Below are 24,412 nucleotides of genomic sequence, written 5' to 3'. Positions count from 1 at the left end.
AGCCACCGGCTGGAAAGTCCGGGCGATGCTGCGTTATGCTGCGCGCGCCGGCACGTGATTGAAACTGTTGCTTCACACAAGACATCACCAGGAAATCGCCGATGCGTACCGTCAATGTTGCCGCCGCCCAGATGGGCCCGATCCAGAAAGCCGACAGCCGCGAGGCCGTGGTCGAGCGCATGATCGCGCTGATGGATGAGGCCAAGAGCAAGCGCGCCGACCTGATCGTCTATCCGGAACTGGCGCTCACGACCTTCTTCCCGCGCTGGTATGTGGAGGACCGGGCCGAGTTCGACAATTGGTTCGAGCGCGAGATGCCGAACGCGGCGACCCGGCCGTTGTTCGAGCGCGCGGCGCAGCACCAGATGGCGATGAATTTCGGGTATGCGGAGCTGACGCCGGACGGGCATCACTTCAACACCGCGATCCTGACCGACAAATCCGGCAAGATCGTCGGCAAATATCGCAAGATCCATTTGCCCGGCCATGTGGAATACGACACCAAGCGCTCGCATCAGCATCTGGAGAAACGCTATTTCGAGCCGGGCGATCTCGGCTTCAATGTCTGGCGCGAGCTCGGCGGCATCATCGGTATGGCCATCTGCAACGACCGGCGCTGGCCGGAGACCTATCGCGTGATGGGCTTGCAGGGGGTCGAGATGGTACTGATCGGCTACAACACCCCGTCCGTGAATGCGGAGAGGAGCGATGAGGGCGTCGAGAAACGCCTGTTCCACAACCGCCTCTCGGCGCAGGCCGGCGCCTATCAGAACGCGACCTGGGTGGTCGCGGTGGCCAAGGCCGGTAACGAGGACGGACACCCGCTGTTCGGCGGCAGCCTGATCGTCGATCCCAATGGCCAAATCGTCGCCGAAGCGAAGACGGAGGAGGACGAACTGCTGGTCCACCCTTGCGACCTCGATGCCACAAACTTCGGCAAGACCACGATCTTCAATTTCGCGCAGCATCGCCGTATCGAGCATTACGGTCTGATCACGAGCCAGACCGGCGCTGTGCCGCCGCCGGAGAAGTGATGTCGATGGCGGATAAGGGCACATCAGGTATTCCCCTGCGCGAGCTCGATCCGCGCGACCGCTACAAGCTGCTCTGCGGCGTGGTGGTGCCGCGGCCGATTGCGCTGGTGACGACGCTCGACGCGAACGGTGCGGTCAATGCCGCGCCGTTCAGCTTCTTCAACGTGTTCTCGGAGAGTCCGGCGCTGATCGTGCTCGGTCTCCAGCACAAGCCGGATCACAGCCCGAAGGACACCACCCGCAACATCCATCGCGACGGCGAGTTCGTCGTTCACATGGTGGACGAGGCGCTGTCGGGGGCGATGAACGACTGCGCGGTCGACTTTCCGTCCGGTGACAGCGAGGTCGTAGCGGCAGGCCTGGCGACCCTTCCCTCGATCGACGTGAAGGTGCCGCGCCTTGCCGCAGCACCCTTTGCGCTCGAATGCCGGCGCCACGTCGTGCTCAATTTTTCGCCCGATCGCGAGCTGCTGGTCGGCGAAGTGCTCCGGGTTCACGCCCGCGAGGGCCTCGTGGACGAGGCCAACATGTATGTCGACCTCGACGCCTACCGGCCGATCGGCCGCATGTTCGGCAATCTCTACACGACGCAGCGGGATACGTTTGCGCTTGTCCGCGAGAGCCACGCGCAATGGCTCGCGCGGCAGGACGCCAAAGAGCTGAAGGACGCCTAGTGATTCGAGAACTGCACCGTACCCAGCGCCATCGTGACGGCCGCCTGTGTCGGGTCGATCACGGCAATGCCGAGCGCGTCTTCCAGCGGGCGGCGGTGCCGCGCCATGCCGGCGCAGCCCATCACGATGGCACGGGCGCCGTCCTCGTCGCGCAGCGCGCGGCCGACATCGATCATTTTGGCGAGCGTGCCTTCGCCCGAGGCGGTTTCCGCGACGCTCATGTTGAGCGGCCGCTCGCCGGCGAGGCGTTCGGTCAGTCCCATTTGCCTGAGATAGCGCATGTGACGCGGGATCGAGCGCTGGGCGATCGCGATGACGCCAAACGTTTCTGCGCGGGCCAGCGCGGTCAGCACGCCGCATTCGGCGATGCCGAACACGGGCCGGTCGGTGCCTTCGCGGCAGACCTGAAGCCCGGGATCGCTGTAACAGGCGATGACAAAGGCAGCCGAGCTGTTGTCGCCCTCGACCAGCCGGCGCAACGGCATGGCGACGCCGTCGACATCGGCCTGGCTTTCAATGCCGAACGGGCCCTCGGCCAGCGTCTGGCAGACCAGCTCCGGCCCGCCTTCGAAGCCGAGCGGCTTCAGCGCGTCCTCCAGCCCCTGTGTGACAGCAGGGTTGGAGTTCGGATTGATGACGAGAATGCGCGGTCGGGACATGCTGGTCTTCCTGCAAAATTTCGATCACTTGGCTTGAGCCTATCATGGAGTGCCTCATGACTGAACCCGCTTACGATCTGATTATTCGCGGTGGGCGCGTCGCGACGACGACCGATGTCTTTGACGCCGATGTCGCCATCTCCGGCGAGACCATCGCCGCGATCGGGCGCGGGCTTCCGCCGGCGAAGCGCGAGATCGACGCGCGCGGGAAGCTCGTTCTACCCGGCGGCGTCGACAGCCACGCTCATATCGAGCAATTGTCCGCTGCCGGCATCATGAACGCCGACACCTTCGAGAGCGCGACCGTCTCGGCTGCCTTCGGCGGTACGACGACGGTGATCCCGTTTGCCGCCCAGCATGTCGGCATGAAGCTGCCGCAGGTGGTGGAGGATTATCACGCCCTCGCCAAGAAGGGCGCCGTGATCGACTACGCCTTTCACATGATCATTGCGGATGCGACCAAGGAAACAGTCGAGGAGCACATTCCGGCGCTGGTGAAGCAGGGCCACGCCTCGATCAAGATCTTCATGACCTACGACCGGCTCAAGGTCGACGACGAGCCGCTGCTGGACATTCTTCTGGCCGCGCGCCAGTCCGGCGCGATGCTGTGCGCCCATGCCGAAAACCACGGCATCATCGCCTGGATGGTGAAGCGGCTGCTCGCGCGCGGCTACACCATGCCGAAATATCACGCCGTCAGCCACGCCCGCGTCTCGGAGGCGGAGGCCTTCACCCGGCTGATCGGCATGGCGGCACTGATCGACCAGCCCATCATGATCTTCCACGTCTCGACAGCCGAGGGCGCCAAGGTGATCCGGGATTCGCGTGGGCAGGGGTTGAAGGTGTTTGCCGAAACCTGTCCGCAGTACCTGTTCCTGACCGCAGCGGATCTCGACAAGCCCGGTGCCGAGGGCGCCAAGTGGATGTGCAGCCCGCCACCGCGGACGCATGCCGACCAGGAGGCGCTGTGGCAGGCGCTGTCGCTCGGCGATCTCCAGACCATCTCGTCGGATCACGCGCCGTATCGTTACGACGAGACCGGCAAGCTGCGCGCCGGCCCAAATCCCAATTTCAAGCAGGTCGCCAACGGCCTGCCGGGACTGGAGCTGCGCCTGCCGCTGCTGTTTGACGCGATGGTCTCGAAAGGACGGTTGGGTCTGGAAAAATTCGTCGAGCTGACCTCGACCGCGCCGGCCAAGATCTACAATCTGCATCCGCGCAAGGGCTCGATCGCGATCGGCGCCGATGCCGATATCGCGATCTGGGATCCCGATCGCGAGACCGTGATCGCCGATGAGATGATGCACGACCTCGCCGGCTACACGCCGTTTGCGGGACGGAAGCTGAAGGGTTGGCCGGTGTCGGTGCTGTCGCGCGGCCGGGTGATCATCGACGGCAACAAGTGCCTCGCGAGCGCCGGCAGCGGCCAGTTCCTGGCACGCAGCGGCGGCGAGGCGGCCAAGCCCACCGGCCGGCTCGTGGCCGACATGGATCCTGAACGTAATTTCGGAGCGAAGCTACTGTGATGGCGGATCGCGCGCGATGAAAATCGTCATCTTCGGCGGCACCGGCTTTGTCGGCCTCAATCTCGCCGAGGTGCTGCTCGCGCGTGGGCATGACGTCACGCTGTATGATCGTGCAGAGTTGCCGCCATCCGCGCGGCGGTCTCTTGCCGGCTACGGCGCACGGCTCAAAGCCGTGCAGGGCGATATCACCGACGCCGATGCCATCGATGCCCTCATCGCCGAAGGCGTTGATGCGATCGTGCTTGGAGCCGCGATCACCGCCGGTGATGAATTGGAGAGAGCATCGACTGCGCGCGTTCTCGAAATCAACGTGATGGCGCAGATCCCGATCCTGCTCTCCGCGATCCGTCGTGGCGTGCGACGGGTCGTCAATCTCTCCTCGGCATCGGCCTATGGTGCTGCGGGTGCGCGGGTCGAGATTCTGGACGAGGACACGCCTTGCGATCCGGTCTCGTTCTACGCCATCAGCAAGTTTACCTCGGAGCGATCGGTGGCGCGTCATGCCGAGCTCTTCGGCGGCGATTTCCTGAGCGTGCGGCTGAGCGCGCTGTTCGGACCGTGGGAGCGACCAAGCTCTGTGCGCGACACGCCAAGCCTCCAGTTCCAGATCTTGGCCGCGTTCGCCCGCGGCGAGCCGGCGATCATGCCCGAAGTGGGCATGCGGGACTGGATCTACGCGCCGGATGCCGCCGAAGCCGTTGCACGGCTGATCGAGGCCGAGCGGCCGCGCCACCGGCTCTACAACGTCTCCAGTGGAGGGCTTTGGCCTGCGCTGCAATGGGGCGAGGCCTTTGCGGCGTTGCATCCCAGCCTGGAGTGCCGGCTCGCGGCGCCCGGCGAGAAGACCCTCATCAAGCTGCATGGGCCCCATCGCGCGCCGCTGTCGGTGAACCGGATGGCGGATGAATTCGGCTGGCGCGCGAGGTTCGGCTGCGCCGAGTCGGCGGTCGCGATGAGCGCCTGGTTGACGCAGCACAAGGAGTGGATCTGAGATGCGGCTGCAGGGGCGCACGGCCATCATCACAGGCGCAGGCTCCGGCATCGGCCGCGCCAGTGCAAAGCTATTCGCGGAAGAGGGCGCGCATCTCGCTCTGGTCGATCGCGATCCCGCGGGCCTTCAGGAAACGTTGAGCCTTGTGGGCGGAGCGACGGCGTATGTCGGTGACGTCGGCGACGCCAGCTTTGCCGAAACCGTCGTCGGAGACGTCATGGCGCGGCACGGTCGGCTCGATGTCATCATGACCGCCGCCGGCTTCTCCTGCGGCGGCACCGTGTTGACGACGAGCCCGGACGACTGGGATGCGGTGTTCCGCACCAATGTCGGCGGCACCTGGCTGTGGGCGCGGGCGGCCGTGCCGCAGATGCAGCGGCAGAACAGTGGCTCGATCATTACGCTGGCATCGCAGCTTGCGATTGCCGGCGGCAAGGACAACAGCGCCTATATTGCGGCCAAGGGCGCGATTATCAGCCTGACGCGGACGATGGCGGTGGATTTCGCGGCGGACGGCATTCGCGTCAACGCGATTGCGCCCGGTGCGATCGACACGCCGATGCTTCGCCGCAGCTTTGCCCGTCACGCCAATGCGGATGAGGTGCGGGAAACCTCCCGCAATCGCCACGCCATGAAGCGGTTCGGCCAGGCCGAGGAGATCGCGCAGACTGCGCTGCACCTCGCCAGCGATGCGTCCTCGTTCACGACCGGCACGGTGATGGTGGTCGACGGAGGCTGGCTCGCGGCATGAGCAATGCGCTGACAGAGCTCGAAGTGAACGTTCGCGCCGATCTCGCCCGGATTGCGCATCCCGGTGCCGCCTGGCTCGAACCGAAGACAGGACCGGACGGCAAGCCGACGCTGGATGTGCTCGTGATCGGCGCCGGCCAATCCGGCATCGCCATCGGCTTCGGCCTGATGCGCTCCCGCGTCAGCAACATCCTGCTGCTCGACAAGGCCGAGGAGGGGAAGGAAGGCCCGTGGCTCACCTATGCCCGCATGCCGACGCTGCGCAGCCCGAAGGACTATACGGGACCAGACCTCGATATTCCGAGCCTGACCTATCAGTCCTGGCACGAGGCCCGCTTCGGCAAGGAAAGCTGGCAGACGCTGAATCTGATCCTGAGGGAGCACTGGGCCGAGTATTTGCTCTGGCTGCGACGTACGATCGCATTGCCGGTTCGGAACGGCTGCGAGCTCCTGGAAATCCGGCCGGCGGCGGATGGTTTGCTAGCTGCACGCGTGAAACGTGGCGATGGCGTCGAGACGCTCCATGCGCGCAAGATCGTGCTGGCGACGGGGCAGGAGGGGATGGGAAACTGGATGATCCCCGAGCCGCTGAGCCATCTGCCCATGAGCTCGGTCGCAACTGTCGCAGATGACATCGATTTCGAAAACCTTCGCGGCAAGCGCGTCGCCGTGATCGGCGCCGGCGCATCTGCCTTCGACAATGCGGCAACCGCGCTGGAAGCGGGCGCGGCGGAGGTGCATCTGCTGTGTCGTCGGGCGCAGATCCAGCTGATCCAGCCCTATCGCTGGCTGACGTTTCGCGGCTTCCTCCGCCATCTCAGCGATCTCGATGATGCCTGGCGCTGGCGCTTCATGCGCACCATCCTCGAGATGCGCGAAGGCTTTCCGCAGCCGACCTATGATCGCTGTGCGCGCCATGCCAATTTCACATTGCACGAGGGCGCTCCGCTTGAGGCCGCGCGCGAGACCGGCAAGGGCATCGAATTGCAGACGCCGCGCGGCGTCATCGCGGCCGATTTCGTCATCTGCGGCACCGGCATCGACATGGATTTTTCTGGACGTGGCGAGCTGCGCACATTTGCCGGCAATATCGCAACCTGGGCCGACCGCTACCATCCCCCGGAGAGCGAACGCAGCGCGCGGCTCGGCCGCTTTCCCTATCTCGCCGACGACTACGCCTTCACCGAGCGTGTCGCGGGCGGGACGCCGTGGATCTCGAATATCCATCTTTTCGCCATCGCCTCCACCATGAGTTTTGGCCCTTCGGGATCGTCGATCAACGCGATGACGACCGCAGTGCCGAAGCTGGTCAATGGCCTGACGCGCGGCCTGTTCCGCGCCGATGTCGAACGGCACTGGGCCTCGCTCCGCGCCTATGACGTGCCGCAGGCCGTGGTCACGCGGCCAGCGCGAAACATGGAGGAATCGCGATGATTGTCCATGCGCCGCCGCGACAAAGCGTCCGCAAGAGCGCATCATGAGACTGGCGCGCAACTTGCTTCTTTCTTAACCTGTCCTGCTGGCGTTCCTGTCGAGAATTTTGGGGAAAACAAATGCGTTTTGTGTCTTTCAGGTCGGCATCCTCCGTGCTCGCCACCACCGCGTTGTTGCTCGTCGCCACCGCGCCCTCGCAAGCGCAGACCAGGGCCGAGACGTTGCGCTATGTCACCGGCGCGTCCGTCAACACCCTTGATCCCAACATCCCGGGCTCGACGCGCGAATCCTTCGCGCTGAGCATGAGCACCTACGACCGCCTTGTCGCGTTCGGCCGCAAGCAGCTCAACGGCAAATGGGTGTTCGATCTCGACAAGATCACCGGCGAGCTCGCCGAATCCTACGACGTCAGCCCGGACGGACTGAAGCTGACGTTCCGTCTGCGCAAGGATGCCAAGTTCCAGGACGGCTCGCCCGTGACTGCCGAGGACGTCAAATGGTCGCTCGATCGCTGCGTCACCGCGCCGATCCTCGGCAAGGCGCAATTGCTGACGGGATCGCTGACGTCGGCCGACCAGTTCAAGGTGATCGATCCCCTCACGATCGAAGTGACGCTGCCGAAGCCTGACAAGCTCGCGCTGCCCAATCTCGCCACGGTCTACCCGCTGATCATCAACTCGAAGGTCGCCAAGGAGCACGCGACCCCGGAAGATCCCTGGGCCACGGCGTGGCTGAAGGAGCACACCGCCGGCAGCGGCGCTTACGTGATCGAGAGCTTCAAGCCTGGCGAGCAGGTGATCATCAAGCGCAACGAGGACTGGAACCGCGGCTCGCCCGGCAAGCCGGCGTTCTTCAAGCGCGTGATCGTGCAGTCCGTGCCGGAGCCCGCGACCCGCGCCAATCTGGTCGAGCGCGGCGACGCCGATCTCGTCGTCGATCTCCAGGCCAGCGACGTGCAGTCGCTCGAGGCCAAGGGCAAGCTCAAGGTGATCTCGACGCCGCAATACAATTCGATCACCTTCGTCTCGATGAACAACCAGATCCCGCCCTTCGACAACGTCAATGTCCGCCGCGCCGTCGCATTCGCGCTGCCCTATGAGGACATGTTCAAGGCTGCCCTGTTCGGCCGCGGCGCGCCGCTGTTCGGTGCGACTTGGCCGGATGGCAAGCCGCTGAACGGGATCTATCCGTTCCAGGCGCCGGTGAAGACCGATCTCGACAAGGCGAGGGAATATTTGAAGGCCGCTGGACTCCCGGAGGGTTTTTCGACCACCTTCAGCTTCAACGTCGGCCAGGCCTCGACCGCGGAGCCGATGGCGGCGCTCGTGAAGGAATCGCTTGCCAAGATTGGGATCAAGGTCGACATCCAGAAGCTGCCGGACGCGCAGATGTCGACGCAGATCAACGAGAAGAAGCTGCCCTTGTTCACGGAAGGCATCGTCGCCTGGCTGCCCTCGACCGATTACTTCTACCGCAACTTCTACACCGGCAATCAGCGCTGGAATTACAGCTCGATCAACAATCCGGAGCTGGCGACGATCGCGCAGGAAGCGCGCTTCGAGCCCGACAAGGCCAAGTACGAGGAGGATGGCCGCAAGCTCAATGCGATCCATTTCAGCGAGATGCCGCAGATCCCGCTGTGGCAGCCGAACCAGGACGCCGTGATGGCTTCGTCGATCGAGGGCTATACCTACGAGTTCCATCGTCAGGTCGACTATCGCGACGTCAGCCGCAAGTAATCTCGACATGCAAGGGCTCTGAGTGGTGATGACCGGTTTTGGTGCGACGGTGGTGCGGGCGGGAAGGCGGCTTCTGTCGTCGCTGCCGGCATTGTTCGGCGTGCTGGTCTTCACCTTTCTGCTGATGCGGGTCCTCCCCGGAGATCCCGCGGTATTCTTCGCCTCGGGGCCCAATGCCGGCAAGGAGGAGATCGAGCAGATCCGCAAGCAGATGGGGCTCGACAAGTCGGTGCCGGAGCAGCTCGTGTTTTATCTGTCCGATATCGGCCGCGGCAATCTTGGCCGCTCCATGATGACGGGACAGCCGGTCCTGAAGGACCTTCGCGAACGGCTGCCGGCCTCGCTGGAGTTGACCTTCACGGCGCTCCTGATCGCGCTGATCGCGGCGGTGCCGCTCGGCGTGGTCGCAGCCCTGAAACCGGGATCGCTGGTCGATCACGGCGTGCGGCTGTTCTGCGCGCTCGGCGTCTGCGTGCCGACCTTCGTCTCGGGCCTGCTGCTGATCTATGTCTTCTACTATCTGCTCGGTCTTGCGCCTGATCCGACCGGGCGGATCGACGTCTTCACCTCGCTGCCGCCGCAGCGCACCGGCTTCCTGTCGGTCGATTTCCTGCTCACGGGCGACATCGAGGGCTGGTGGGCGGCCTGCAAGCAGCTGATCCTGCCGGCGGTGAGCATGGCACTGTTCGTCATCGCGCCGCTGGCGCGGATCACGCGTGCCTCGATGCTGGTCTCGCTCGGCAGCGATTTCGTGCGCACCGCGCGCTCGGTCGGCTTGTCCTGGCAGAAGGTCGTCGTCACCTATGCGCTGCGCAATGCGATCCTTCCCGTCATCACCATTGCCGGCATCGTGTTCTCGACCATGCTTGGCGCGAACGTCCTCGTGGAGAAGGTGTTCTCCTGGCCGGGCGTCGCCTCCTATGCGCTCGACGCGCTGCTGTCGTCCGACTATGCGCCGGTGCAGGGTTTTGTGCTGCTGATGGCTGGCATCTTCGTGCTGGTCAATCTCGTGGTCGACATCTGCTACGGCATCGCCGATCCCAGGGTGTCGATCGGATGACCAGCGCAACCCTCCGCCATTCGGTCTGGATTTTGCGCGGCAACCCGCTGACCGGCGTCGCCGCGGCCGGTGTCCTGCTGTTTGTCCTGGTCGCGATCTTCGGACCGTGGCTCGTGCCCTATGATCCCGTCGTCTCCAATGTCTCGGAAGCCCTGCAGCCGCCGAGCGCGGCGCATCTTGCCGGCACCGACCAGCTTGGGCGCGACGTGTTCAGCCGCCTCGTCGTTGCGGCCCGGCTCGATCTCGCCATCGCGGTCTCGGCGGTCGGCATCTCCTTCGTGATCGGCGCCGTCGTCGGCTCCTTCTGCGGCTATGCCGGCGGCAGGCTCGACCGCTCGGTCGGCCGCTTCGTCGACGTCATGATGGCCTTTCCGCTGTTCGTTCTGGCGATGGCGATGGTTGCAGCCCTCGGCAACCGGATCGAGAATATCGTGATCGCAACCGCGATCATCAATCTTCCTTTCTACATCCGCTTCGCGCGCGCCGAGGTCAACGTCCGGCGCAATGTCGGCTGGGTGGAGGCGGCGCGTTCCTGCGGCGAGAGTCATTTCTCGGTGGTGCTGCGCTTCCTGCTGCCGAACATCCTGCCGGCGATGGCGGTGCAGATCTCGCTCAATCTCGGCTGGGCGATCCTGAACGCCGCCGGCCTGTCCTTCATCGGCCTTGGCGTCAAGCCGCCGACGCCGGAATGGGGCATCATGGTCGCGGAGGGCGCCCGCTTCATCTCGACGGGGCGATGGTGGCTGGTGGCCTTCCCGGGCCTCGCGTTGATGATGGCCGTGCTGTGCTTCAATCTCCTCGGTGACGGGATGCGGGACATTCTCGATCCGCGCATGCGCACATGAGCGGGGACTTGCTCAGGATCGACAACCTCCACGTCGCATTCTCGACGCGACGAGGGATGGTCGAGGCCGTGCGCGGCGTGACGCTCACGGTCGAAGCCGGGGAGGTGCTTGGCCTCGTCGGCGAAAGCGGATCGGGCAAGTCGGTGACCGGTTTTGCCACGACGCGGCTGCTCGATGCAGCCGGGCGCGTCACTGGCGGAAAAATCCTGTTTCGCGGCCAGGACGTCACAAAACTCAGGGGCGACGATCTCCGTCAGCTCCAGGGCGCCGCGATGTCGATGATCTTCCAGAACCCGCGGGCGGCGCTCAATCCGATCCGGGCGATCGGCCTGCAGATCGCGGACGCGATTCTCACGCACAAGCGGATATCGAAGGACGCCGCCCGTGCCGAGGCGCTGGAGCTGTTGCGCGCCGTCCAGATCCGCGATCCCGAAACCCGGATGAACGCCTATCCGCACGAACTCTCCGGCGGCATGTGCCAGCGCGTCATGATCGCGATTGCGATTTCCTGCAATCCCGCGCTGTTGATCGCCGATGAGCCGACAACCGGGCTCGACGTCACCACGCAGAAGGTGGTGATGGACCTCCTGGCGGAGATTGCCGCCGCGCGCGGCATGGCGACGATCCTGATCACGCACGATCTCGGCCTCGCGGCGCGATATTGCCGCCGCATCGCCGTGATGGAGCGCGGCCGCATCGTCGAAGAGGCAAGCCCGAGGACGCTGTTCGGCGCGCCGCAGCACGCCTATACCAGGCGTCTGGTGGCGGCGTCGCCGACTGCGACCTCCCAAATCGAAGACCTCGTGACGGAAGAGGAGCGGGAAGGCTACGCGGCCGTCGTCAGCAGGCCCAGGCAGGAGCCCGTTCACGGGACGCCGCCGCTGCTGGAAGTGCGCAAGCTCGCAAAACGCTTCGACGAGGGCGCCGCGGCGGTGGCGGACTTCTCCATGACGATGGCCGGCGGCGAGAGCGTCGGCCTCGTTGGCGAATCCGGCTCCGGCAAGAGCACGACGTCGCGCATGATCTGCCGCCTGATCGATCCGAGCGAGGGCGAGATCGTGTTCGACGGGCAGTCGATCGGCCACGTGGCGTCGCGCGACTTTCACCGCTCGCGCTTCCGCAAAGACATCCAGATGGTCTTCCAGGACCCGAACGAGAGCCTCAATCCGCGCTTCACCGCCTTCGACTGCATCGCCCATCCCCTGATGCGGCTCGATCGTATGCGTGGAGGCGATGCGCTGCGCAGGCGGGTGGAAGACTGCGCGGAACGTGTAGGGCTGCCGCTGGATCTGTTGCCGCGCTTTCCGCATCAGCTCTCCGGCGGCCAGAAGGCCCGCGTCGGCATCGCCCGCGCCATCGCCTGCCGGCCGCGGCTCCTGGTGCTGGACGAGCCGACCGCTGCGCTCGATGTCTCCGTGCAAGCGGTGGTACTGCAACTGCTGGACCGCCTGCGGCGCGAGAACGACATCGCACTGCTGTTCGTCAGCCACGATCTCAACGTGGTGCGCATGCTTTGCGACCGCACCATCGTGCTGCGCAATGGCGGCATCGTGGAGCAGGGCGAGAGCCGGGCGCTTTTCGACAATCCCAAGACCGACTACACGCGCAAGCTGGTCGAGGCGATCCCGCATATCGAGACCGGGCCAGTGCTGGCGGCCGCGCTTTGAGGTCTCGACCGGTCCAAATGGTGCGGATATCCCGCTGGCGAAGGTCCGGTTAGTGGCATACCATTTGCTCGCCAATGAGCTCTGGTTTCACCTGTTCTTGGCCAACGATGGCCGGCATCACGGCACTATTGGGAGGATTTCATGGATCGCAGGACCGTATTGAAGGGATTGGCCGGCGCAGGCGGTCTGGCATTGAGCGGCCTTTCGGCCCCGGCGATCGCACAAGGCGCCTCCGCGCGCACCCTGCGCTTCGTGCCGCAAGCAAACCTCGCCAATTTCGACCCGATCTGGGGCACGCAATATGTCGTGCGCAATGCCGCCGCGCTGGTCTGGGATACGCTCTACGGCGTCGATTCCTCGCTGCAGCCGCAGCGGCAGATGGTCGAATCCGAGGAAGTGACCGACGACGGCACCACCTGGACGTTCAAATTGCGACCGGGACTCAAATTCCACGACGGCGAGCCGGTGCTGAGCAAGGACGTCGTTGCGAGTCTCACCCGCTGGGCGGCACGCGACCCGATGGGGCTGATGCTCAAGGCGCTGCAACAGGAACTCACCGCTGTCGACGACCGCACCTTCAAATGGGTGCTGAAGCAGCCATTCCCGAAGATGCTCTATGCGCTTGGCAAGAACAACTCGCCTTGCGCCTTCATCATGCCGGAGCGCATTGCGCAGACCGACCCGTTCAAGCAGATTGGCGATTATGTCGGCTCGGGGCCGATGAAGTTCGCCAAGGGTGAATGGGTCCCCGGTGCGAAAGCCGTGTTCGAAAAGTTCGCCGACTATGTGCCGCGGCAGGAGAAGGCGTCGTGGCTCGCCGGCGGCAAGCAGATGCTGCTCGACCGCGTCGAATGGATCGTGATGCCCGATCCGGCGACCGCCGCGGCCGCGTTGCAAAACGGCGAGATCGACTGGTGGGAGAACCCGATCGCGGACCTTGTCCCGATCCTGAAGAAGAACAAGAACATCAGCGTCGACATCGGCGATCCGCTCGGCAATGTCGGCTCGTTCCGCATGAACTTCCTGTATCCGCCCTTCAACGACGTGCGAGCGCGGCGCGCAGTGCTGATGGCGATGAGCCAGGAAGACTATATGCGTGCGCTCGTCGGCGACGACAATTCGCTGTGGAAGTCGCTGCCCGGCTTCTTCACGCCCGATACGCCGCTCTACACCGAGGCGGGCGGCGAGGTCCTGAAGGGCAAGCGCGATCTCGACGCTGCCAAGAAGCTGCTCGCCGAGAGCGGCTATTCCGGCCAGCCGGTGACGTGCCTGGTGGCGCAGGACCAGCCGATCACCAAGGCGTTCGGCGATGTGACCGCCGATCTCCTGAAGAAGCTCGGCATGAATGTCGATTTCGTCGCGACCGATTGGGGCACGGTCGGCTCCCGCCGCGCGCAGAAGACGCCACCCGGGCAGGGGGGCTGGAACATGTTCCACACCTGGCATGCGGGTTCGGACTGCATCAATCCGGCGCCCTACACCGCCATTCGCGCCAACGGCGACAAGGCCTGGTTCGGCTGGCCCAACAGCCCCGGCACCGAGAAGGAGGTTACGTCCTGGTTCGAGGCCAAGAACCTCGACGAGGAGAAGGCCGCGGTCGCCCGCCTCAACAAGGTCGCGCTCGAGGACGTCGTCTACGCGCCGACCGGCTTCTTCCTCAGCTACACGGCCTGGCGCAAGAACGTCTCCGGCATCACGAAAGGACCGCTGCCGTTCTTCTGGGGCGTGTCGAAATCCGCATGACCCTGCGCTGAAACCAGATGCTCTCCTACATCCTCCGGCGTATCGCCTCGACCTTGCCCGTGATGGCGATCGTCGCGCTGTTCGTGTTCAGCCTGCTCTACATCGCGCCGGGGGATCCCGCCGTGGTGATCGCGGGCGATCAGGCAAGTCCGGAGGATGTGGAGCGCATCCGTCAGAGCCTCGGCCTCGATCGGCCCTTCCTGATCCAGTTCGGCAGCTGGGTCTGGCGCATTCTGCACGGCGATCTCGGCACCTCGATCTTCACCAATTTGCCGGTCTCGACGATGATCGGGCAGCGTCTCGGACCGACGCTGTCGCTGATGATGGTCACGCTCCTGCTCACGATCGTGGTCGCGGTGCCGCTCGGCGTGCTGGCGGCCTGGAAGGCGGGAAGCCTGATCGACCGGGCCATCATGGCCTTTGCCGTGTTCGGCTTCTCCCTGCCGGTCTTCGTCGTCGGCTATGTCCTCGCCTATATCTTCGCGCTGGAGCTCGAATGGCTTCCCGTGCAGGGCTATACGCCGCTCGCCCAGGGCGTCTGGCCCTGGCTGCAAAACCTGATCCTGCCGTCGATCGCACTCGGCTGTGTCTACATCGCACTGATCGCGCGTATCACGCGGGCCACCATGCTCGAAGTGCTGCAGCAGGATTATATCCGCACCGCGCGCGCCAAGGGCCTCGGGCAGGGCGGCATCCTGTTCGTCCACGCGCTGAAGAACGCGGCGGTGCCGATCATCACGGTGATCGGGATCGGCATCGCGCTCCTTATCGGTGGCGCGGTCGTCACCGAGAGCGTGTTCGCGATTCCCGGCCTCGGCCGGCTCACGATCGACGCGATCCTGCGCCGCGATTATCCCGTCATCCAGGGCATCGTGCTGCTGTTCAGCTTCGTCTACGTCCTCGTCAATCTGATGATCGACGTCATTTATACGCTCGTTGACCCGAGGATCCGCTATTGACCGACACGACCGTCAATCCGCAGGCGCTGCCGGCCGGCTTCGTCCTCGCGCCGCAACTGCCGGAGATTCTTCGGCCCGTCGTGATCCGGCGCGGCTTCATCGGCCTGCTGCGGGGGCATCCCACCGTCGCCATCGGCGGCACGTTGCTGCTGATTCTGGTCCTGATTGCGATCTTCGCACCTTATCTTGGAACGGTGGATCCGACCGCACTTGCGCCGGCCAAGCGCACCCGCGCGCCGTCGGCGCTTTACTGGTTTGGCAGCGACGTCCTCGGCCGCGACATCTATTCGCGCGTGCTGTTCGGCGCGCGGGTCTCGCTCACGGTCGGACTGTCAGTTGCGATATGCGCGTCCGCGGTCGGTCTTGCCATCGGCATCGTCTCCGGCTTCATCCGCTGGGCCGACGGCATCTTGATGCGCTTCATGGATGGCCTGATGTCGATCCCGCCGATTCTGCTGGCGATCGCGCTGATGGCGCTGACACGCGGCAGCGTCGGCAACGTCATCCTGGCCATCACTGTCGCCGAAATTCCACGCGTCTCGCGCCTGGTGCGCAGCGTCGTGCTGTCGCTGCGCGAGCAGCCTTATGTGGATGCGGCGGTCGCCTGCGGCACGCGTACGCCGATGATCATCCTGCGCCACATCCTGCCCAACACGCTGGCGCCGATGCTGATCCAGGCGACTTACATTTGCGCCAGTGCGATGATCACGGAGGCGATCCTGTCCTTCATCGGCGCGGGGACGCCACCGACCATTCCGTCCTGGGGCAACATCATGGCCGAGGGGCGGGCGCTGTGGCAGGTCAAGCCCTACATCGTGTTCTTTCCGGCGGCCTTCCTGTCCGTCACCGTGCTCGCCGTCAATCTGCTCGGCGATGGCCTTCGCGATGCGCTCGATCCGCGCATGGCCAAGAGCCTCTGATGTTTCGAGGCTGATCCCGATGGCGCTGCTTGAAGTCGAGAATTTGCAAACCCACTTCCGCACGCCCAGCGGCATCAACCGCGCGGTCGAAGGCGTGTCGTTCCATGTCAACAAGGGCGAGACCCTCGCCATCGTCGGTGAGTCCGGCTGCGGCAAGTCGGTGACCTCGATGTCGCTGATGCGGCTGATCCCGGAACCGCCGGGCAGGATCTCCGGCAGCATCCGCTTTGCGGGCAAGGACCTGCTTCAGCTGTCGGATCGCGAGATGCGCGCGATCCGCGGCAACGACATCTCGATGATTTTTCAGGAGCCAATGACCAGCCTCAACCCGGTCCTGACCGTCGGGCGTCAAATCCGCGAAACGCTGATGATCCACCAGGGCCTGGACAAGCAGGCCGCGGAGGCACACGCGATCGAGATGTTGATTCTGGTCGGCATTCCCGAGCCGAACCGTCGCGTGCGCGAATATCCGCATCAGCTCTCCGGCGGCATGCGCCAGCGTGTCATGATCGCCATTGCACTCGCCTGCAATCCCAAGCTGCTCATTGCCGACGAGCCGACCACAGCCCTCGACGTGACGATCCAGGCGCAGATCCTGAAGCTGATGCTGGATCTCAAGCACCGGGTTGGCGCGGCGATTATCCTGATCACCCATGATCTCGGTGTCGTCGCTGAGATCGCCGAGCGCGTCATGGTCATGTATGCCGGCCGTAAGGTCGAGGAGGCGCCGGTGGCGGACCTGTTCCGATCGCCGCGTCATCCCTATACGCAGGGCCTGCTCGGTGCAGTGCCGCGGCTCGGCTCGTCGCTGACCGGCACCGCGAGACGGCTGGCAGAGATCCCGGGGCAGGTGCCCGATCTGCGCAAGCCCATCGTCGGCTGCGTCTTCGCCGGACGTTGCGCGCTCGCGACCGATCTGTGCCGGCAGTACGCGCCGGGGCTCGAAGAGAAGGGGCCACGTCACGTTGCGGCCTGCCACTATGCGGCCAAGGGAGCGGTCGCGGCATGAGTCCCCCGCTGCTCCAGGTCAACGACCTCAAGAAGCATTTCCCGGTCAAAAAGGGCCTGTTCAGCCGCAAGTCCGAATGGGTCTATGCGGTGGACGGCGTGTCGTTCGAGATCGCGCGCGGCGAGACGCTCTCGCTGGTCGGCGAGTCCGGCTGCGGCAAATCGACGGTCGGCCGTGCGATCCTGCGCCTGTTCGACATCACGGCAGGGCAGGTCATCCTCGACGGCCAGCGTATCGACGACGCCCATCCGAGCACGATGCGCCAGATGCGCCGCCGCGTGCAGGTGGTGTTCCAGGACCCGTTCTCGAGCCTCAATCCGCGCATGCGCGTGCGCGACATCCTAGCCGAGCCGATCCGCAATTTCGGCCTCGCCAAATCCGCGATCGATCTCGAGACCCGCGTGACGGCGCTGATGGATACCGTGCGCCTGCCGCGCGAGGCGCTGAACCGCAGGCCGCACGAATTCTCCGGCGGGCAGCGCCAGCGCATCGGCATCGCGCGGGCGCTCGCCGCCGAGCCCGAGCTGATCGTCTGCGACGAGGCGGTCTCGGCGCTCGACGTCTCGGTCAAGGCCCAGATCGTCAATCTGCTGCAGGATCTCCAGCGCGAGTTCGGCCTGGCGCTGCTGTTCATCAGCCATGATCTCGCGATCGTCGAGCACATGACCCATCGCGTCGCGGTGATGTATCTCGGCAAGATCGTCGAGGTGGCGCCGCGCTACGAGATCTTCGCCGCGCCAAAGCATCCTTACACCAAGGCATTGCTCTCGGCGGTCCCGCTGCCCGAGCCGGGGGCCCAACGCAATCCCATCATCCTCAAGGGCGACGTGCCGAGCCCGATCAACCCGCCGAGCGGGTGCCGCTTCCACACCCGTTGCCCGCTCGTGTTCGATCGCTGCCGGACCGAGGAGCCGACATTGCGCGCGGCTGGACCCGAGCAGTGGGTGGCCTGTCATCTCGAAGATGGGGCGACGGTGATGAGCGGCTAGCGTTAGGCCGGCGGCAAACCTTTCGACAATCGGGTGAGGATGGCACTCTGCTCCTGTTTTGCCCGACGAGTCAAAGACGTTTGCGACGAAAATTCGTGTGTAAAAACAACGGCGTTCTACTGTGCATGGGGTTGTTTTCGCGTTTTTTGTTGAGTCGCCTTCAACCTTGGCGGCGCAGGAAGCCCGTGATCGTGACCTTTTCCCAGATATCGGCAGCCGCAAACGGATCGGCGCGATTGAAAGCTTCGACGTCGCCACGGCCCGGCGCCTCGATCAGGAACAGGCTGCCGATCATGGTCGCGCCGTCGTCGGAGACCAGCGGCCCCGACATCACGATCTCGACGCCGAAGCGCGAGGTGTCGCTCAGGAAAGCCTTGTGGGCGTCGTAATGGGCGAGCCGGGTCGGTAGCGCGCCGGCGCGGTCGAGGGCGTGAATGGCGAACAGCATGATGGTCTCCGTTTATGTCTCGTTTTCTTGGGACGGCCGCGACCGCGGCCGTCCGGGCTTATCGTGATGCTCGGTTACTTGCCGCCGAGCTTGCTGGCTTCCTCGAAAGTCGGGCAGCTCCGTTGCTCCAGCGGCACGTCGAACGGCTGGTAATTGTCCTTGGTGATGACGGTCGGCTTCAGCACGATCTCGGCGATGACGGGCTGGTTGCGCAAAGAACGGATCGCCATCATGGTGCCAAGGCAGCCCTGGAAAAATCCGTTGTAGTCACCGCTCGCGAGCAGCTTGCCGGACTTGATTGCGTCGATCGCTTCCTTGGTGCCGTTGATGCCGATCACCTGCGCCTTGCGGTTGGCGCCGTCGAGCGCCTCGATCGCGCCGACCGCCATGGCGTCGTTGGCGGCGAGCACGCCGTCGATCTGCGCGTTCGACTGCATCAGATTCTCCATCACCTGGAGCGCCTGGAGCCGCTGGTAATTGCCGGGCTGCGAGGCCAGCAGTTTTGCACCGGCATTTTCCTTCAGCGCGTCGTTGAAGCCGCGGACGCGGTCGACATTGGTCAGCGAACCCTTGACGCCCTCGATGATGACGATGTTGCCCTTGCCGCCCAAGGTCTTGAGCAGGAAGCGCGCGGTCTCGAGCCCGAGGCTGTAATCGTCGGCGCCGACGAAGGACAGGAACTTGCCGCCAGCCGAGCGATCGGTGATGTTGACGACGGGGATCTTGGCTTCGTTGATCTTCTCGACACCCGGCACCATCGCCTTGTAGTCGACCGGCGTGAAGACGATGGCGCTCGGCTTCTTCACCACGACGTCCTCGATCTGGCTGAGCTGCTCGGGAATGCTGTCGGGCTTGGTCGGGATGTACTGCAGCGTCTTCGCGTTCAGCGTCTTCGCCATGTTGTCGGCGCCGACCCGCACCGTCTGGAAGAACGGATTGGTCTGGTTCTTGGTGAAGACGGCGATGGTCTCGCCGTCGGCTCGCGCTTGCGTGGTGAGCGCGGCCGCCATCAGCAGCGGCAGCGCCAAATAACCCAGTGTCTGTTTCATGTTGCCTCCATCCCTCATTTTGCTTGTTGGTCGTTCAAGAACTCATTGCGCGCGGCGCCGGGTCTTCATGTCGAGCCAGACCGCGAGAATGACGATGATGCCGGTGACCAGCGGCTGCCAGTTGGCGCTGACCGACAAGAGGTTCATGCCGTTCAGCACCAGCGTCAGGATCAATGCGCCGATGAAGGTGCCGAACACGGTGCCGACGCCGCCGAACAGCGAGGTGCCGCCGATCAGCACGGCGGCGATTGCGGGCAGCGTCAGGCTTTCGCCGATGTCGGCCTCGGCCGAATTGAGCCGCGACAGGAAGATGATCGAGGCGAGCCCCGCCATGGTGCCTGAGACGGCGTAGACCAGCAGCAGGCGGCGCGCGACCGGAATGCCGGAGAGCCGTGCCGCGACCGGATTGGCGCCGATCGCATAGATCTCCTGGCCCCAGATCGTTCGCTGCGCAAACAGCGTCCCGATTCCGAGGAACACCAGCAGCAGATAGACCGGGATCGGCAAGCCGAACAGATAGCCACTGCCGATCTGGCGAAAGCCTGCCGGAAAGCCGTGAAGGGTTTCGCCCGCCATGTACCAATAGGTGAGACCGTTCAGCACCCAGAGCATACCGTAGGTCGCGATGAAGGAGGGGATGCGCAGCGCGGTGACCATGACGCCGTTGAGGAGGCCAACGATGCCGCCGCAGGCAAGCCCGGTGAGGATGCCGAGCGCCGGCGAGCCGGTCTTGTGGATCACGGTCCCGGCGATGCAGGCGGACAGCGCGACATTGGCGCCGACGGAAAGATCGAGACCCGCGGTCAGCACCACCAGCGTCAGGCCGGAGGCGATGAAGAAGGTCAGGCTCGCCTGCCTGAGCACATTGAGGATATTGCCGAGGCTCAGGAAGGAATCGCTGAGCACGGCGAGCACCGCACAGATCAGCAGCGCCGCGAGCAGGCGATAGAATACCTGGATCGCGTCCTGTGACAGGAACGAGCGGGGCGGCGCGATGGCCTCTTTGCTGATGTCGGTCATGCGCGGCTCCGCAGGCCATCCAGGAACAGCGCGACGATGACGAGCACGCCGACGCTTGCGACCTGGACCGAGGACGGCAGTGAGATCAGGTTCAGCCCGTTGCGCAGCACGCCGACCGAGAGCACGCCGAGCACAGTGCCGAGCAGCCAGCCATTGCCGCGCTCGAACGACGTGCCGCCGACGGCGACGGCCGCGATCGCATCGAATTCGAGACCGAGGCCCGCGGTTGGATGCCCGGAATTCATTCGCGCCGTCATTAGCAGGCCGGCGATGCCGGCCATGGCGCCGCCGATCGCATAGACCGCGATCAGCAGCTTGTTGGGCGAGAGGCCGGCATAGCGCAGCGCCTCGCGGTTGCCGCCGAGTGCGAAGATATAGGTGCCGAAGCGGGTGTGATAGAGCAGGCCATGAAAGGCGGCGTAGGTCACCAGCGCCATCACGATCGGCACGGGGATGCCAAGGAGCGTCGCCGAATAGATGTCGCGCACGCTGTGGGGGATGCCGACGACGCTCTGGCCGTCGCTGACGATCAGCGACAGGCCCTGCGCCATGCCGAGCGTGCCCAAGGTCGCAACGAACGGCGGGATGCCCACGATCGCAACCAGCCAGCCGTTGGCGAAGCCGAACGCCGCGCCGACGAGGAGCCCGGCACCGAGGCCGAGCAACATCGAATGGGTCGCGAGCGAGACGATGGCGACGCAGAGCGAGGTCAGCGTCAGCACCGCGCCCATCGACAGGTCCAGCCCCTCGGTCATGATGATCAAGGTCATCGGCAGCGCGAGCATGGTCAGGATCGTCGACTGCACCAGCACGTTGGAGAGGTTGGCGACCGACAGGAAGCCGGGCGCGATCGTACTGAACAGCGCGATCAGCAGCACCAGCACGATGGCAACGCCGGGAATGCGTTGCAGCGGATTCGGTTGAGAGACGACCGCGGCCTCACGCATGATGCATCCCCAGTCGCACGATGTTCTCCTCGGTCAGCTCGTTGCGCGCGAGGTGCCCGGCGATGCGCCCCTCGCGCATCACATAGGCGCGGTCGCAGACATGGCAGATCTCGACCTGTTCGGACGAAATCATCAGCGCCGCCGCGCCTTCTGCGACAAGGCGGTCGATGAGTGCAAAGATTTCGGCCTTGGCGCCAATGTCGATGCCCCTGGTCGGCTCGTCGAAGATGAAGAGTTTCGAGCCGGCGGCGAGCCACTTGCCGATCACGACCTTCTGCTGATTGCCGCCCGAGAGCAGACCGACGATCTGGCGCGCGCTGGGCGTCGCAATGCGTAGCTGACGGATCAGGCCGTCGGCGGTACGCTGCGCGCTGCGTTGATCAAACAGACCGCTCGGGAACAGCTTTCGCAGCGCCGACACCACCAGATTATCCCCCACCGACCGCAACAGCGCGAGGCCCTCGCTCTTGCGGCTCTCCGGGATCAGCGCGATGCCGCGGCGGGCGGCGAGATCAGGCTCGCCGGAGATAGTCTTGCCATCGAAGACGATCTCGCCTGATGTCACGGGATCGGCCCCGAAGATCGCGCGCGCGACCTCGCTACGACCCGAGCCGACCAGCCCACAGAGGCCGACGATCTCGCCACGGCGCACCTCGATGTTGACGTCGGAGATTCCGCTGGTGGCGCTCAGGCTCTTGACCTCCAGCAGCACTTCGCCGGGCTTGTCGGCAAAATTGCGCGGATAGGTCATATCGACATTGCGACCGACCATCATGCGGACGAGCTGGTCCGGCGTAACGTCGGCCGGGCGAACGCCGTCGATGCGACGACCGTCGCGCAGAACGGTGATGCGGTCGCCGAGCGCGAATACCTCCGCCATGCGGTGCGAGATGTAGACGATGGAGACGCCGTCGGCCTTCAGCCGCCCGATCAGCGCGAACAGCAGCTCGGTCTCCCGATCGGACAGCGCTGCGGTCGGCTCGTCCATCACGAGGATCCGCGCGTTCTGGCTGATCGCTTTGGCGATCTCGACCATCTGCTGCTGCGCCACTCCCAACTTGTCGACAATGGTGGAGGGATCGATGTCAAACCCGATCGTGCCGAGCACGCGCGCCGCGTCGGCCAAGATCCTGCGGCGGTCGATGGTGCCGGGGATGCGGCCCTTCGGCTCGCGGCCAAGAAAAATGTTCTGGGCGATATCGAGATGGGGCACCAGCGAGAATTCCTGGAAGATCACGGCAATGCCGAGCTTCTGCGCGTCCGCGGCCGAATTGATCGCGACCGGCTCGCCCTTGTAGTAGAACTCACCTGCATCGGCGCGGTAGGCCCCGCACAGCACCTTCATCAGGCTCGACTTGCCGGCGCCGTTCTCGCCCAGCAGCATATGAACTTCGCCGGGAAAGACGGCAAAGGACACGTCATCCAGCGCCTTGACGCCGGGAAACTCCTTGCTGATGCCGCGCAGCTCCAGCAGCGGCGTGGGGGCGGCGGGCTCGACGGCCAATGCGGCGGTGCTCATGCGCGCGCTCCGCTTGCAAAGATCTTTCCGGGGTTCATCAGGCCATTGGGGTCGAGCGCGGTCTTGATCGACCGCATCACATCGACGGCCTCGCCGAGCTCATCAGCGAGATAATCGATCTTGCCGAGCCCGATGCCGTGCTCGCCGGTGCAGGTGCCGTCCATGGCAATCGCGCGGGCGACCATGCGGGCCTGGAGCGCCGTGGCGCCTTCGACTTCCTCCGGCCTTGCCGGGTCGATCAGGATCAGCATGTGGAAATTGCCGTCGCCGACATGGCCGACGATCGGCGCCGTAAAACCATGCTCCTCCGCGTCGCGCCGGGTTTCTGTGAGGCATTCCGCCAGCCGCGAGATCGGCACGCAGACGTCGGTGATCACGGCACGCGCGCCGGGGCGGAGGCCCAGGCCCGCATAGAGCGTGTTGTCGCGGGCGTGCCAGAGCCGGCTGCGGTCTTCCGGTGCCTTGGCCCAGGCAAAGCCATGGCCGCCATGGTCGGCGGCAACCGCCTGTGCGGCTTCGGCCTGCTCGGCGACGGAGGTCTCGGAACCATGGAATTCGAAGAACAGGGTCGGGGCTTCGCGATAGCCGAGCTTTGCGTAGGCGTTGATGCCGCGCATCATGACCTCGTCGAGCAACTCGATACGCGCGATGGGGATCGCCGACTGGATCACGGAGATCGCGGTGTCGACGGCGTCCTGCAGGGTGTCGAAGCTGCACACCGCGGCCGAGATCGCCTGCGGCACCGGATGTACCTTCAGCGTGATCTCGGTGAGGAGTCCGAGGGTGCCCTCGGCACCGACGAACATGCGCGTCAGGTCGTAACCGGCGGCTGACTTGCGCGCGCGCCGGGCGGTCCGAATCACGCGGCCATCGGCCAGCACCACCTCCAGCGCCATGACATTGTCCTTCATGGTGCCGTAGCGCACCGCCATGGTGCCGGAGGCGCGCGTGGACGTCATGCCGCCGATCGAGGCGTCGGCGCCGGGATCGATCGGAAAGAAAAGTCCGGTGCCGCGCAGCTCGGCATTGAGCTGCTTTCGGGTGATGCCGGGCTGCACCACGACATCCAGGTCGCTGTCGTGCACCGTCAGCACCTTGTTCATGCGTGCGAAGTCGAAGCAGACGCCGCCCGCGACCGCGGCCGCATTGCCTTCGAGCGAGGTCCCGGCGCCGAACGGCACGATCGGCATATTCGCGCCCGCGCACAGCTTGACGATCTCCGCGACTTCCTGCGTGGTTTCAGGAAAGACGACGATGTCGGGCGGCAGGTTGCGATAATGCGACTCGCTCTGCCCATGCTGATCGAGCACGCCACGCGCGACGCTTGCGCGCGGGCCGATCATGCTTGTGAGGCGATCGGCCAATATGCTCGTGCTGACCCGCGGTCCCATCCTTGCTCCCTGTCTGCCTTGTTGTCGGACTCTTGTCTG

At 64.9% G+C, this 24,412-nt stretch carries 22 protein-coding genes; 15 read left to right on the top strand and 7 right to left on the bottom strand.

The genetic code is table 11. The features are described 5' to 3' along the window. The first annotated feature begins 101 nt into the window (after nt 1–101). Together ACVIN2_RS06925 and ACVIN2_RS06920 are read left to right on the top strand one after the other, a co-directional pair. Nucleotides 102–1,034, top strand: coding sequence for an N-carbamoyl-D-amino-acid hydrolase (locus ACVIN2_RS06925; RefSeq protein WP_456765015.1), 933 nt, complete (start codon nt 102–104; stop codon nt 1,032–1,034). 5 nt (nt 1,035–1,039) lie between these two features. Further along, nucleotides 1,040–1,708, top strand: a complete 669-nt coding sequence (locus ACVIN2_RS06920) for a flavin reductase family protein (protein WP_456769662.1) — start codon at nt 1,040–1,042, stop codon at nt 1,706–1,708. On the opposite strand, the gene ACVIN2_RS06915 is transcribed toward ACVIN2_RS06920, so the two are convergent. Beyond that, nucleotides 1,705–2,367, bottom strand: coding sequence for an aspartate/glutamate racemase family protein (locus ACVIN2_RS06915; protein ID WP_456765014.1), 663 nt, complete (start codon nt 2,365–2,367; stop codon nt 1,705–1,707). The genes ACVIN2_RS06920 and ACVIN2_RS06915 overlap by 4 nt on opposite strands. 56 nt (nt 2,368–2,423) lie before the next feature. On the opposite strand from ACVIN2_RS06915, the gene hydA reads away from it, so the two are divergent. From hydA to ACVIN2_RS06850, 13 genes are all read left to right on the top strand, one after another. Then, nucleotides 2,424–3,893 carry a dihydropyrimidinase gene (gene hydA, locus ACVIN2_RS06910; protein ID WP_456765013.1) on the top strand — a complete coding sequence of 490 codons (1,470 nt, stop codon included), beginning with the start codon at nt 2,424–2,426 and terminating at the stop codon, nt 3,891–3,893. 16 nt (nt 3,894–3,909) lie between these two features. Then, on the top strand, nt 3,910–4,884 hold the full coding sequence (locus ACVIN2_RS06905) for an NAD-dependent epimerase/dehydratase family protein (RefSeq protein ID WP_456765012.1): 975 nt from the start codon (nt 3,910–3,912) through the stop codon (nt 4,882–4,884). Between the two features lies 1 nt (nt 4,885). Then, on the top strand, nt 4,886–5,635 hold the full coding sequence (locus ACVIN2_RS06900; protein WP_456765011.1) for an SDR family oxidoreductase: 750 nt from the start codon (nt 4,886–4,888) through the stop codon (nt 5,633–5,635). Further along, a complete protein-coding gene (locus tag ACVIN2_RS06895) occupies nt 5,632–7,068 on the top strand; it encodes an NAD(P)-binding domain-containing protein (protein ID WP_456765010.1) in 1,437 nt (478 codons plus the stop codon). The genes ACVIN2_RS06900 and ACVIN2_RS06895 overlap by 4 nt, the downstream gene beginning before the upstream one ends. A 119-nt stretch (nt 7,069–7,187) precedes the next feature. Then, complete coding sequence (locus ACVIN2_RS06890) at nt 7,188–8,807, top strand: ABC transporter substrate-binding protein (RefSeq protein ID WP_456765009.1); 1,620 nt, start codon at nt 7,188–7,190, stop codon at nt 8,805–8,807. A gap of 25 nt (nt 8,808–8,832) precedes the next feature. Next, nucleotides 8,833–9,867, top strand: coding sequence for an ABC transporter permease (locus ACVIN2_RS06885; RefSeq protein WP_456765008.1), 1,035 nt, complete (start codon nt 8,833–8,835; stop codon nt 9,865–9,867). Then, nucleotides 9,864–10,712: an ABC transporter permease gene (locus ACVIN2_RS06880; RefSeq protein WP_007608569.1), complete on the top strand. Its 849-nt coding sequence runs from the start codon at nt 9,864–9,866 to the stop codon at nt 10,710–10,712. The genes ACVIN2_RS06885 and ACVIN2_RS06880 overlap by 4 nt, the downstream gene beginning before the upstream one ends. Continuing rightward, the gene (nikE, locus tag ACVIN2_RS06875; RefSeq protein ID WP_456765007.1) at nt 10,709–12,379 is read left to right on the top strand and encodes a nickel ABC transporter ATP-binding protein NikE; all 1,671 of its coding nucleotides are present in this window, start codon (nt 10,709–10,711) and stop codon (nt 12,377–12,379) included. The genes ACVIN2_RS06880 and nikE overlap by 4 nt, the downstream gene beginning before the upstream one ends. Nucleotides 12,380–12,520: 141 nt before the next feature. Then, nucleotides 12,521–14,122, top strand: coding sequence for an ABC transporter substrate-binding protein (locus tag ACVIN2_RS06870; protein WP_456765006.1), 1,602 nt, complete (start codon nt 12,521–12,523; stop codon nt 14,120–14,122). Between the two features lie 17 nt (nt 14,123–14,139). Then, nucleotides 14,140–15,081, top strand: a complete 942-nt coding sequence (locus ACVIN2_RS06865) for an ABC transporter permease (RefSeq protein ID WP_456765005.1) — start codon at nt 14,140–14,142, stop codon at nt 15,079–15,081. Further along, a complete protein-coding gene (locus tag ACVIN2_RS06860) occupies nt 15,078–16,001 on the top strand; it encodes an ABC transporter permease (RefSeq protein ID WP_456765004.1) in 924 nt (307 codons plus the stop codon). Before ACVIN2_RS06865 ends, ACVIN2_RS06860 begins: the two co-directional genes overlap by 4 nt. A gap of 19 nt (nt 16,002–16,020) precedes the next feature. Continuing rightward, nucleotides 16,021–17,010, top strand: coding sequence for an ABC transporter ATP-binding protein (locus ACVIN2_RS06855; protein WP_456765003.1), 990 nt, complete (start codon nt 16,021–16,023; stop codon nt 17,008–17,010). Beyond that, entirely contained in the window at nt 17,007–17,999 is a 993-nt protein-coding gene (locus tag ACVIN2_RS06850; RefSeq protein WP_456765002.1) for an ABC transporter ATP-binding protein, read from the top strand. Before ACVIN2_RS06855 ends, ACVIN2_RS06850 begins: the two co-directional genes overlap by 4 nt. 160 nt (nt 18,000–18,159) lie before the next feature. Here ACVIN2_RS06850 and ACVIN2_RS06845 read toward each other — a convergent pair whose 3' ends face one another. The 6 genes from ACVIN2_RS06845 to ACVIN2_RS06820 all read right to left on the bottom strand — a co-directional run bounded on the left by ACVIN2_RS06845 (nt 18,160) and on the right by ACVIN2_RS06820 (nt 24,373). Beyond that, entirely contained in the window at nt 18,160–18,447 is a 288-nt protein-coding gene (locus ACVIN2_RS06845; RefSeq protein WP_456765001.1) for a YciI family protein, read from the bottom strand. A 74-nt stretch (nt 18,448–18,521) separates the two neighbouring features. Next, complete coding sequence (locus tag ACVIN2_RS06840) at nt 18,522–19,496, bottom strand: sugar ABC transporter substrate-binding protein (RefSeq protein ID WP_027517121.1); 975 nt, start codon at nt 19,494–19,496, stop codon at nt 18,522–18,524. Nucleotides 19,497–19,538: 42 nt separating this feature from the next. Further along, the gene (locus ACVIN2_RS06835; protein ID WP_456765000.1) at nt 19,539–20,516 is read right to left on the bottom strand and encodes an ABC transporter permease; all 978 of its coding nucleotides are present in this window, start codon (nt 20,514–20,516) and stop codon (nt 19,539–19,541) included. Then, complete coding sequence (locus tag ACVIN2_RS06830; RefSeq protein ID WP_456764999.1) at nt 20,513–21,463, bottom strand: ABC transporter permease; 951 nt, start codon at nt 21,461–21,463, stop codon at nt 20,513–20,515. Before ACVIN2_RS06830 ends, ACVIN2_RS06835 begins: the two co-directional genes overlap by 4 nt. Beyond that, complete coding sequence (locus tag ACVIN2_RS06825; protein ID WP_456764998.1) at nt 21,456–22,982, bottom strand: sugar ABC transporter ATP-binding protein; 1,527 nt, start codon at nt 22,980–22,982, stop codon at nt 21,456–21,458. The genes ACVIN2_RS06830 and ACVIN2_RS06825 overlap by 8 nt, the downstream gene beginning before the upstream one ends. Beyond that, entirely contained in the window at nt 22,979–24,373 is a 1,395-nt protein-coding gene (locus ACVIN2_RS06820) for an FAD-linked oxidase C-terminal domain-containing protein (RefSeq protein ID WP_456764997.1), read from the bottom strand. Before ACVIN2_RS06820 ends, ACVIN2_RS06825 begins: the two co-directional genes overlap by 4 nt. Nucleotides 24,374–24,412: the final 39 nt, after the last annotated feature.

This window comes from Bradyrhizobium sp. USDA 3650 (assembly GCF_054057395.1).
Note: the sequence above shows the minus strand (reverse complement) of the source record. Positions and strands in the feature narration are given on the sequence as shown.

What these genes read in the sequence shown, in the direction of transcription:
- ACVIN2_RS06870 (WP_456765006.1), top strand. Translation starts at nt 12,521, where the DNA reads ATGGATCGCAGGACCGTATTGAAGGGATTGGCCGGCGCAGGCGGTCTG.
- ACVIN2_RS06865 (WP_456765005.1), top strand. Translation starts at nt 14,140, where the DNA reads ATGCTCTCCTACATCCTCCGGCGTATCGCCTCGACCTTGCCCGTGATG.
- ACVIN2_RS06880 (WP_007608569.1), top strand. Translation starts at nt 9,864, where the DNA reads ATGACCAGCGCAACCCTCCGCCATTCGGTCTGGATTTTGCGCGGCAAC.
- ACVIN2_RS06835 (WP_456765000.1), bottom strand. Translation starts at nt 20,516, where the DNA reads ATGACCGACATCAGCAAAGAGGCCATCGCGCCGCCCCGCTCGTTCCTG.
- ACVIN2_RS06825 (WP_456764998.1), bottom strand. Translation starts at nt 22,982, where the DNA reads ATGAGCACCGCCGCATTGGCCGTCGAGCCCGCCGCCCCCACGCCGCTG.
- ACVIN2_RS06830 (WP_456764999.1), bottom strand. Translation starts at nt 21,463, where the DNA reads ATGCGTGAGGCCGCGGTCGTCTCTCAACCGAATCCGCTGCAACGCATT.
- ACVIN2_RS06900 (WP_456765011.1), top strand. Translation starts at nt 4,886, where the DNA reads ATGCGGCTGCAGGGGCGCACGGCCATCATCACAGGCGCAGGCTCCGGC.
- ACVIN2_RS06840 (WP_027517121.1), bottom strand. Translation starts at nt 19,496, where the DNA reads ATGAAACAGACACTGGGTTATTTGGCGCTGCCGCTGCTGATGGCGGCC.
- ACVIN2_RS06905 (WP_456765012.1), top strand. Translation starts at nt 3,910, where the DNA reads ATGAAAATCGTCATCTTCGGCGGCACCGGCTTTGTCGGCCTCAATCTC.
- hydA (WP_456765013.1), top strand. Translation starts at nt 2,424, where the DNA reads ATGACTGAACCCGCTTACGATCTGATTATTCGCGGTGGGCGCGTCGCG.
- ACVIN2_RS06920 (WP_456769662.1), top strand. Translation starts at nt 1,040, where the DNA reads ATGGCGGATAAGGGCACATCAGGTATTCCCCTGCGCGAGCTCGATCCG.
- ACVIN2_RS06915 (WP_456765014.1), bottom strand. Translation starts at nt 2,367, where the DNA reads ATGTCCCGACCGCGCATTCTCGTCATCAATCCGAACTCCAACCCTGCT.
- ACVIN2_RS06820 (WP_456764997.1), bottom strand. Translation starts at nt 24,373, where the DNA reads ATGGGACCGCGGGTCAGCACGAGCATATTGGCCGATCGCCTCACAAGC.
- nikE (WP_456765007.1), top strand. Translation starts at nt 10,709, where the DNA reads ATGAGCGGGGACTTGCTCAGGATCGACAACCTCCACGTCGCATTCTCG.
- ACVIN2_RS06925 (WP_456765015.1), top strand. Translation starts at nt 102, where the DNA reads ATGCGTACCGTCAATGTTGCCGCCGCCCAGATGGGCCCGATCCAGAAA.
- ACVIN2_RS06895 (WP_456765010.1), top strand. Translation starts at nt 5,632, where the DNA reads ATGAGCAATGCGCTGACAGAGCTCGAAGTGAACGTTCGCGCCGATCTC.
- ACVIN2_RS06850 (WP_456765002.1), top strand. Translation starts at nt 17,007, where the DNA reads ATGAGTCCCCCGCTGCTCCAGGTCAACGACCTCAAGAAGCATTTCCCG.
- ACVIN2_RS06890 (WP_456765009.1), top strand. Translation starts at nt 7,188, where the DNA reads ATGCGTTTTGTGTCTTTCAGGTCGGCATCCTCCGTGCTCGCCACCACC.
- ACVIN2_RS06845 (WP_456765001.1), bottom strand. Translation starts at nt 18,447, where the DNA reads ATGCTGTTCGCCATTCACGCCCTCGACCGCGCCGGCGCGCTACCGACC.
- ACVIN2_RS06855 (WP_456765003.1), top strand. Translation starts at nt 16,021, where the DNA reads ATGGCGCTGCTTGAAGTCGAGAATTTGCAAACCCACTTCCGCACGCCC.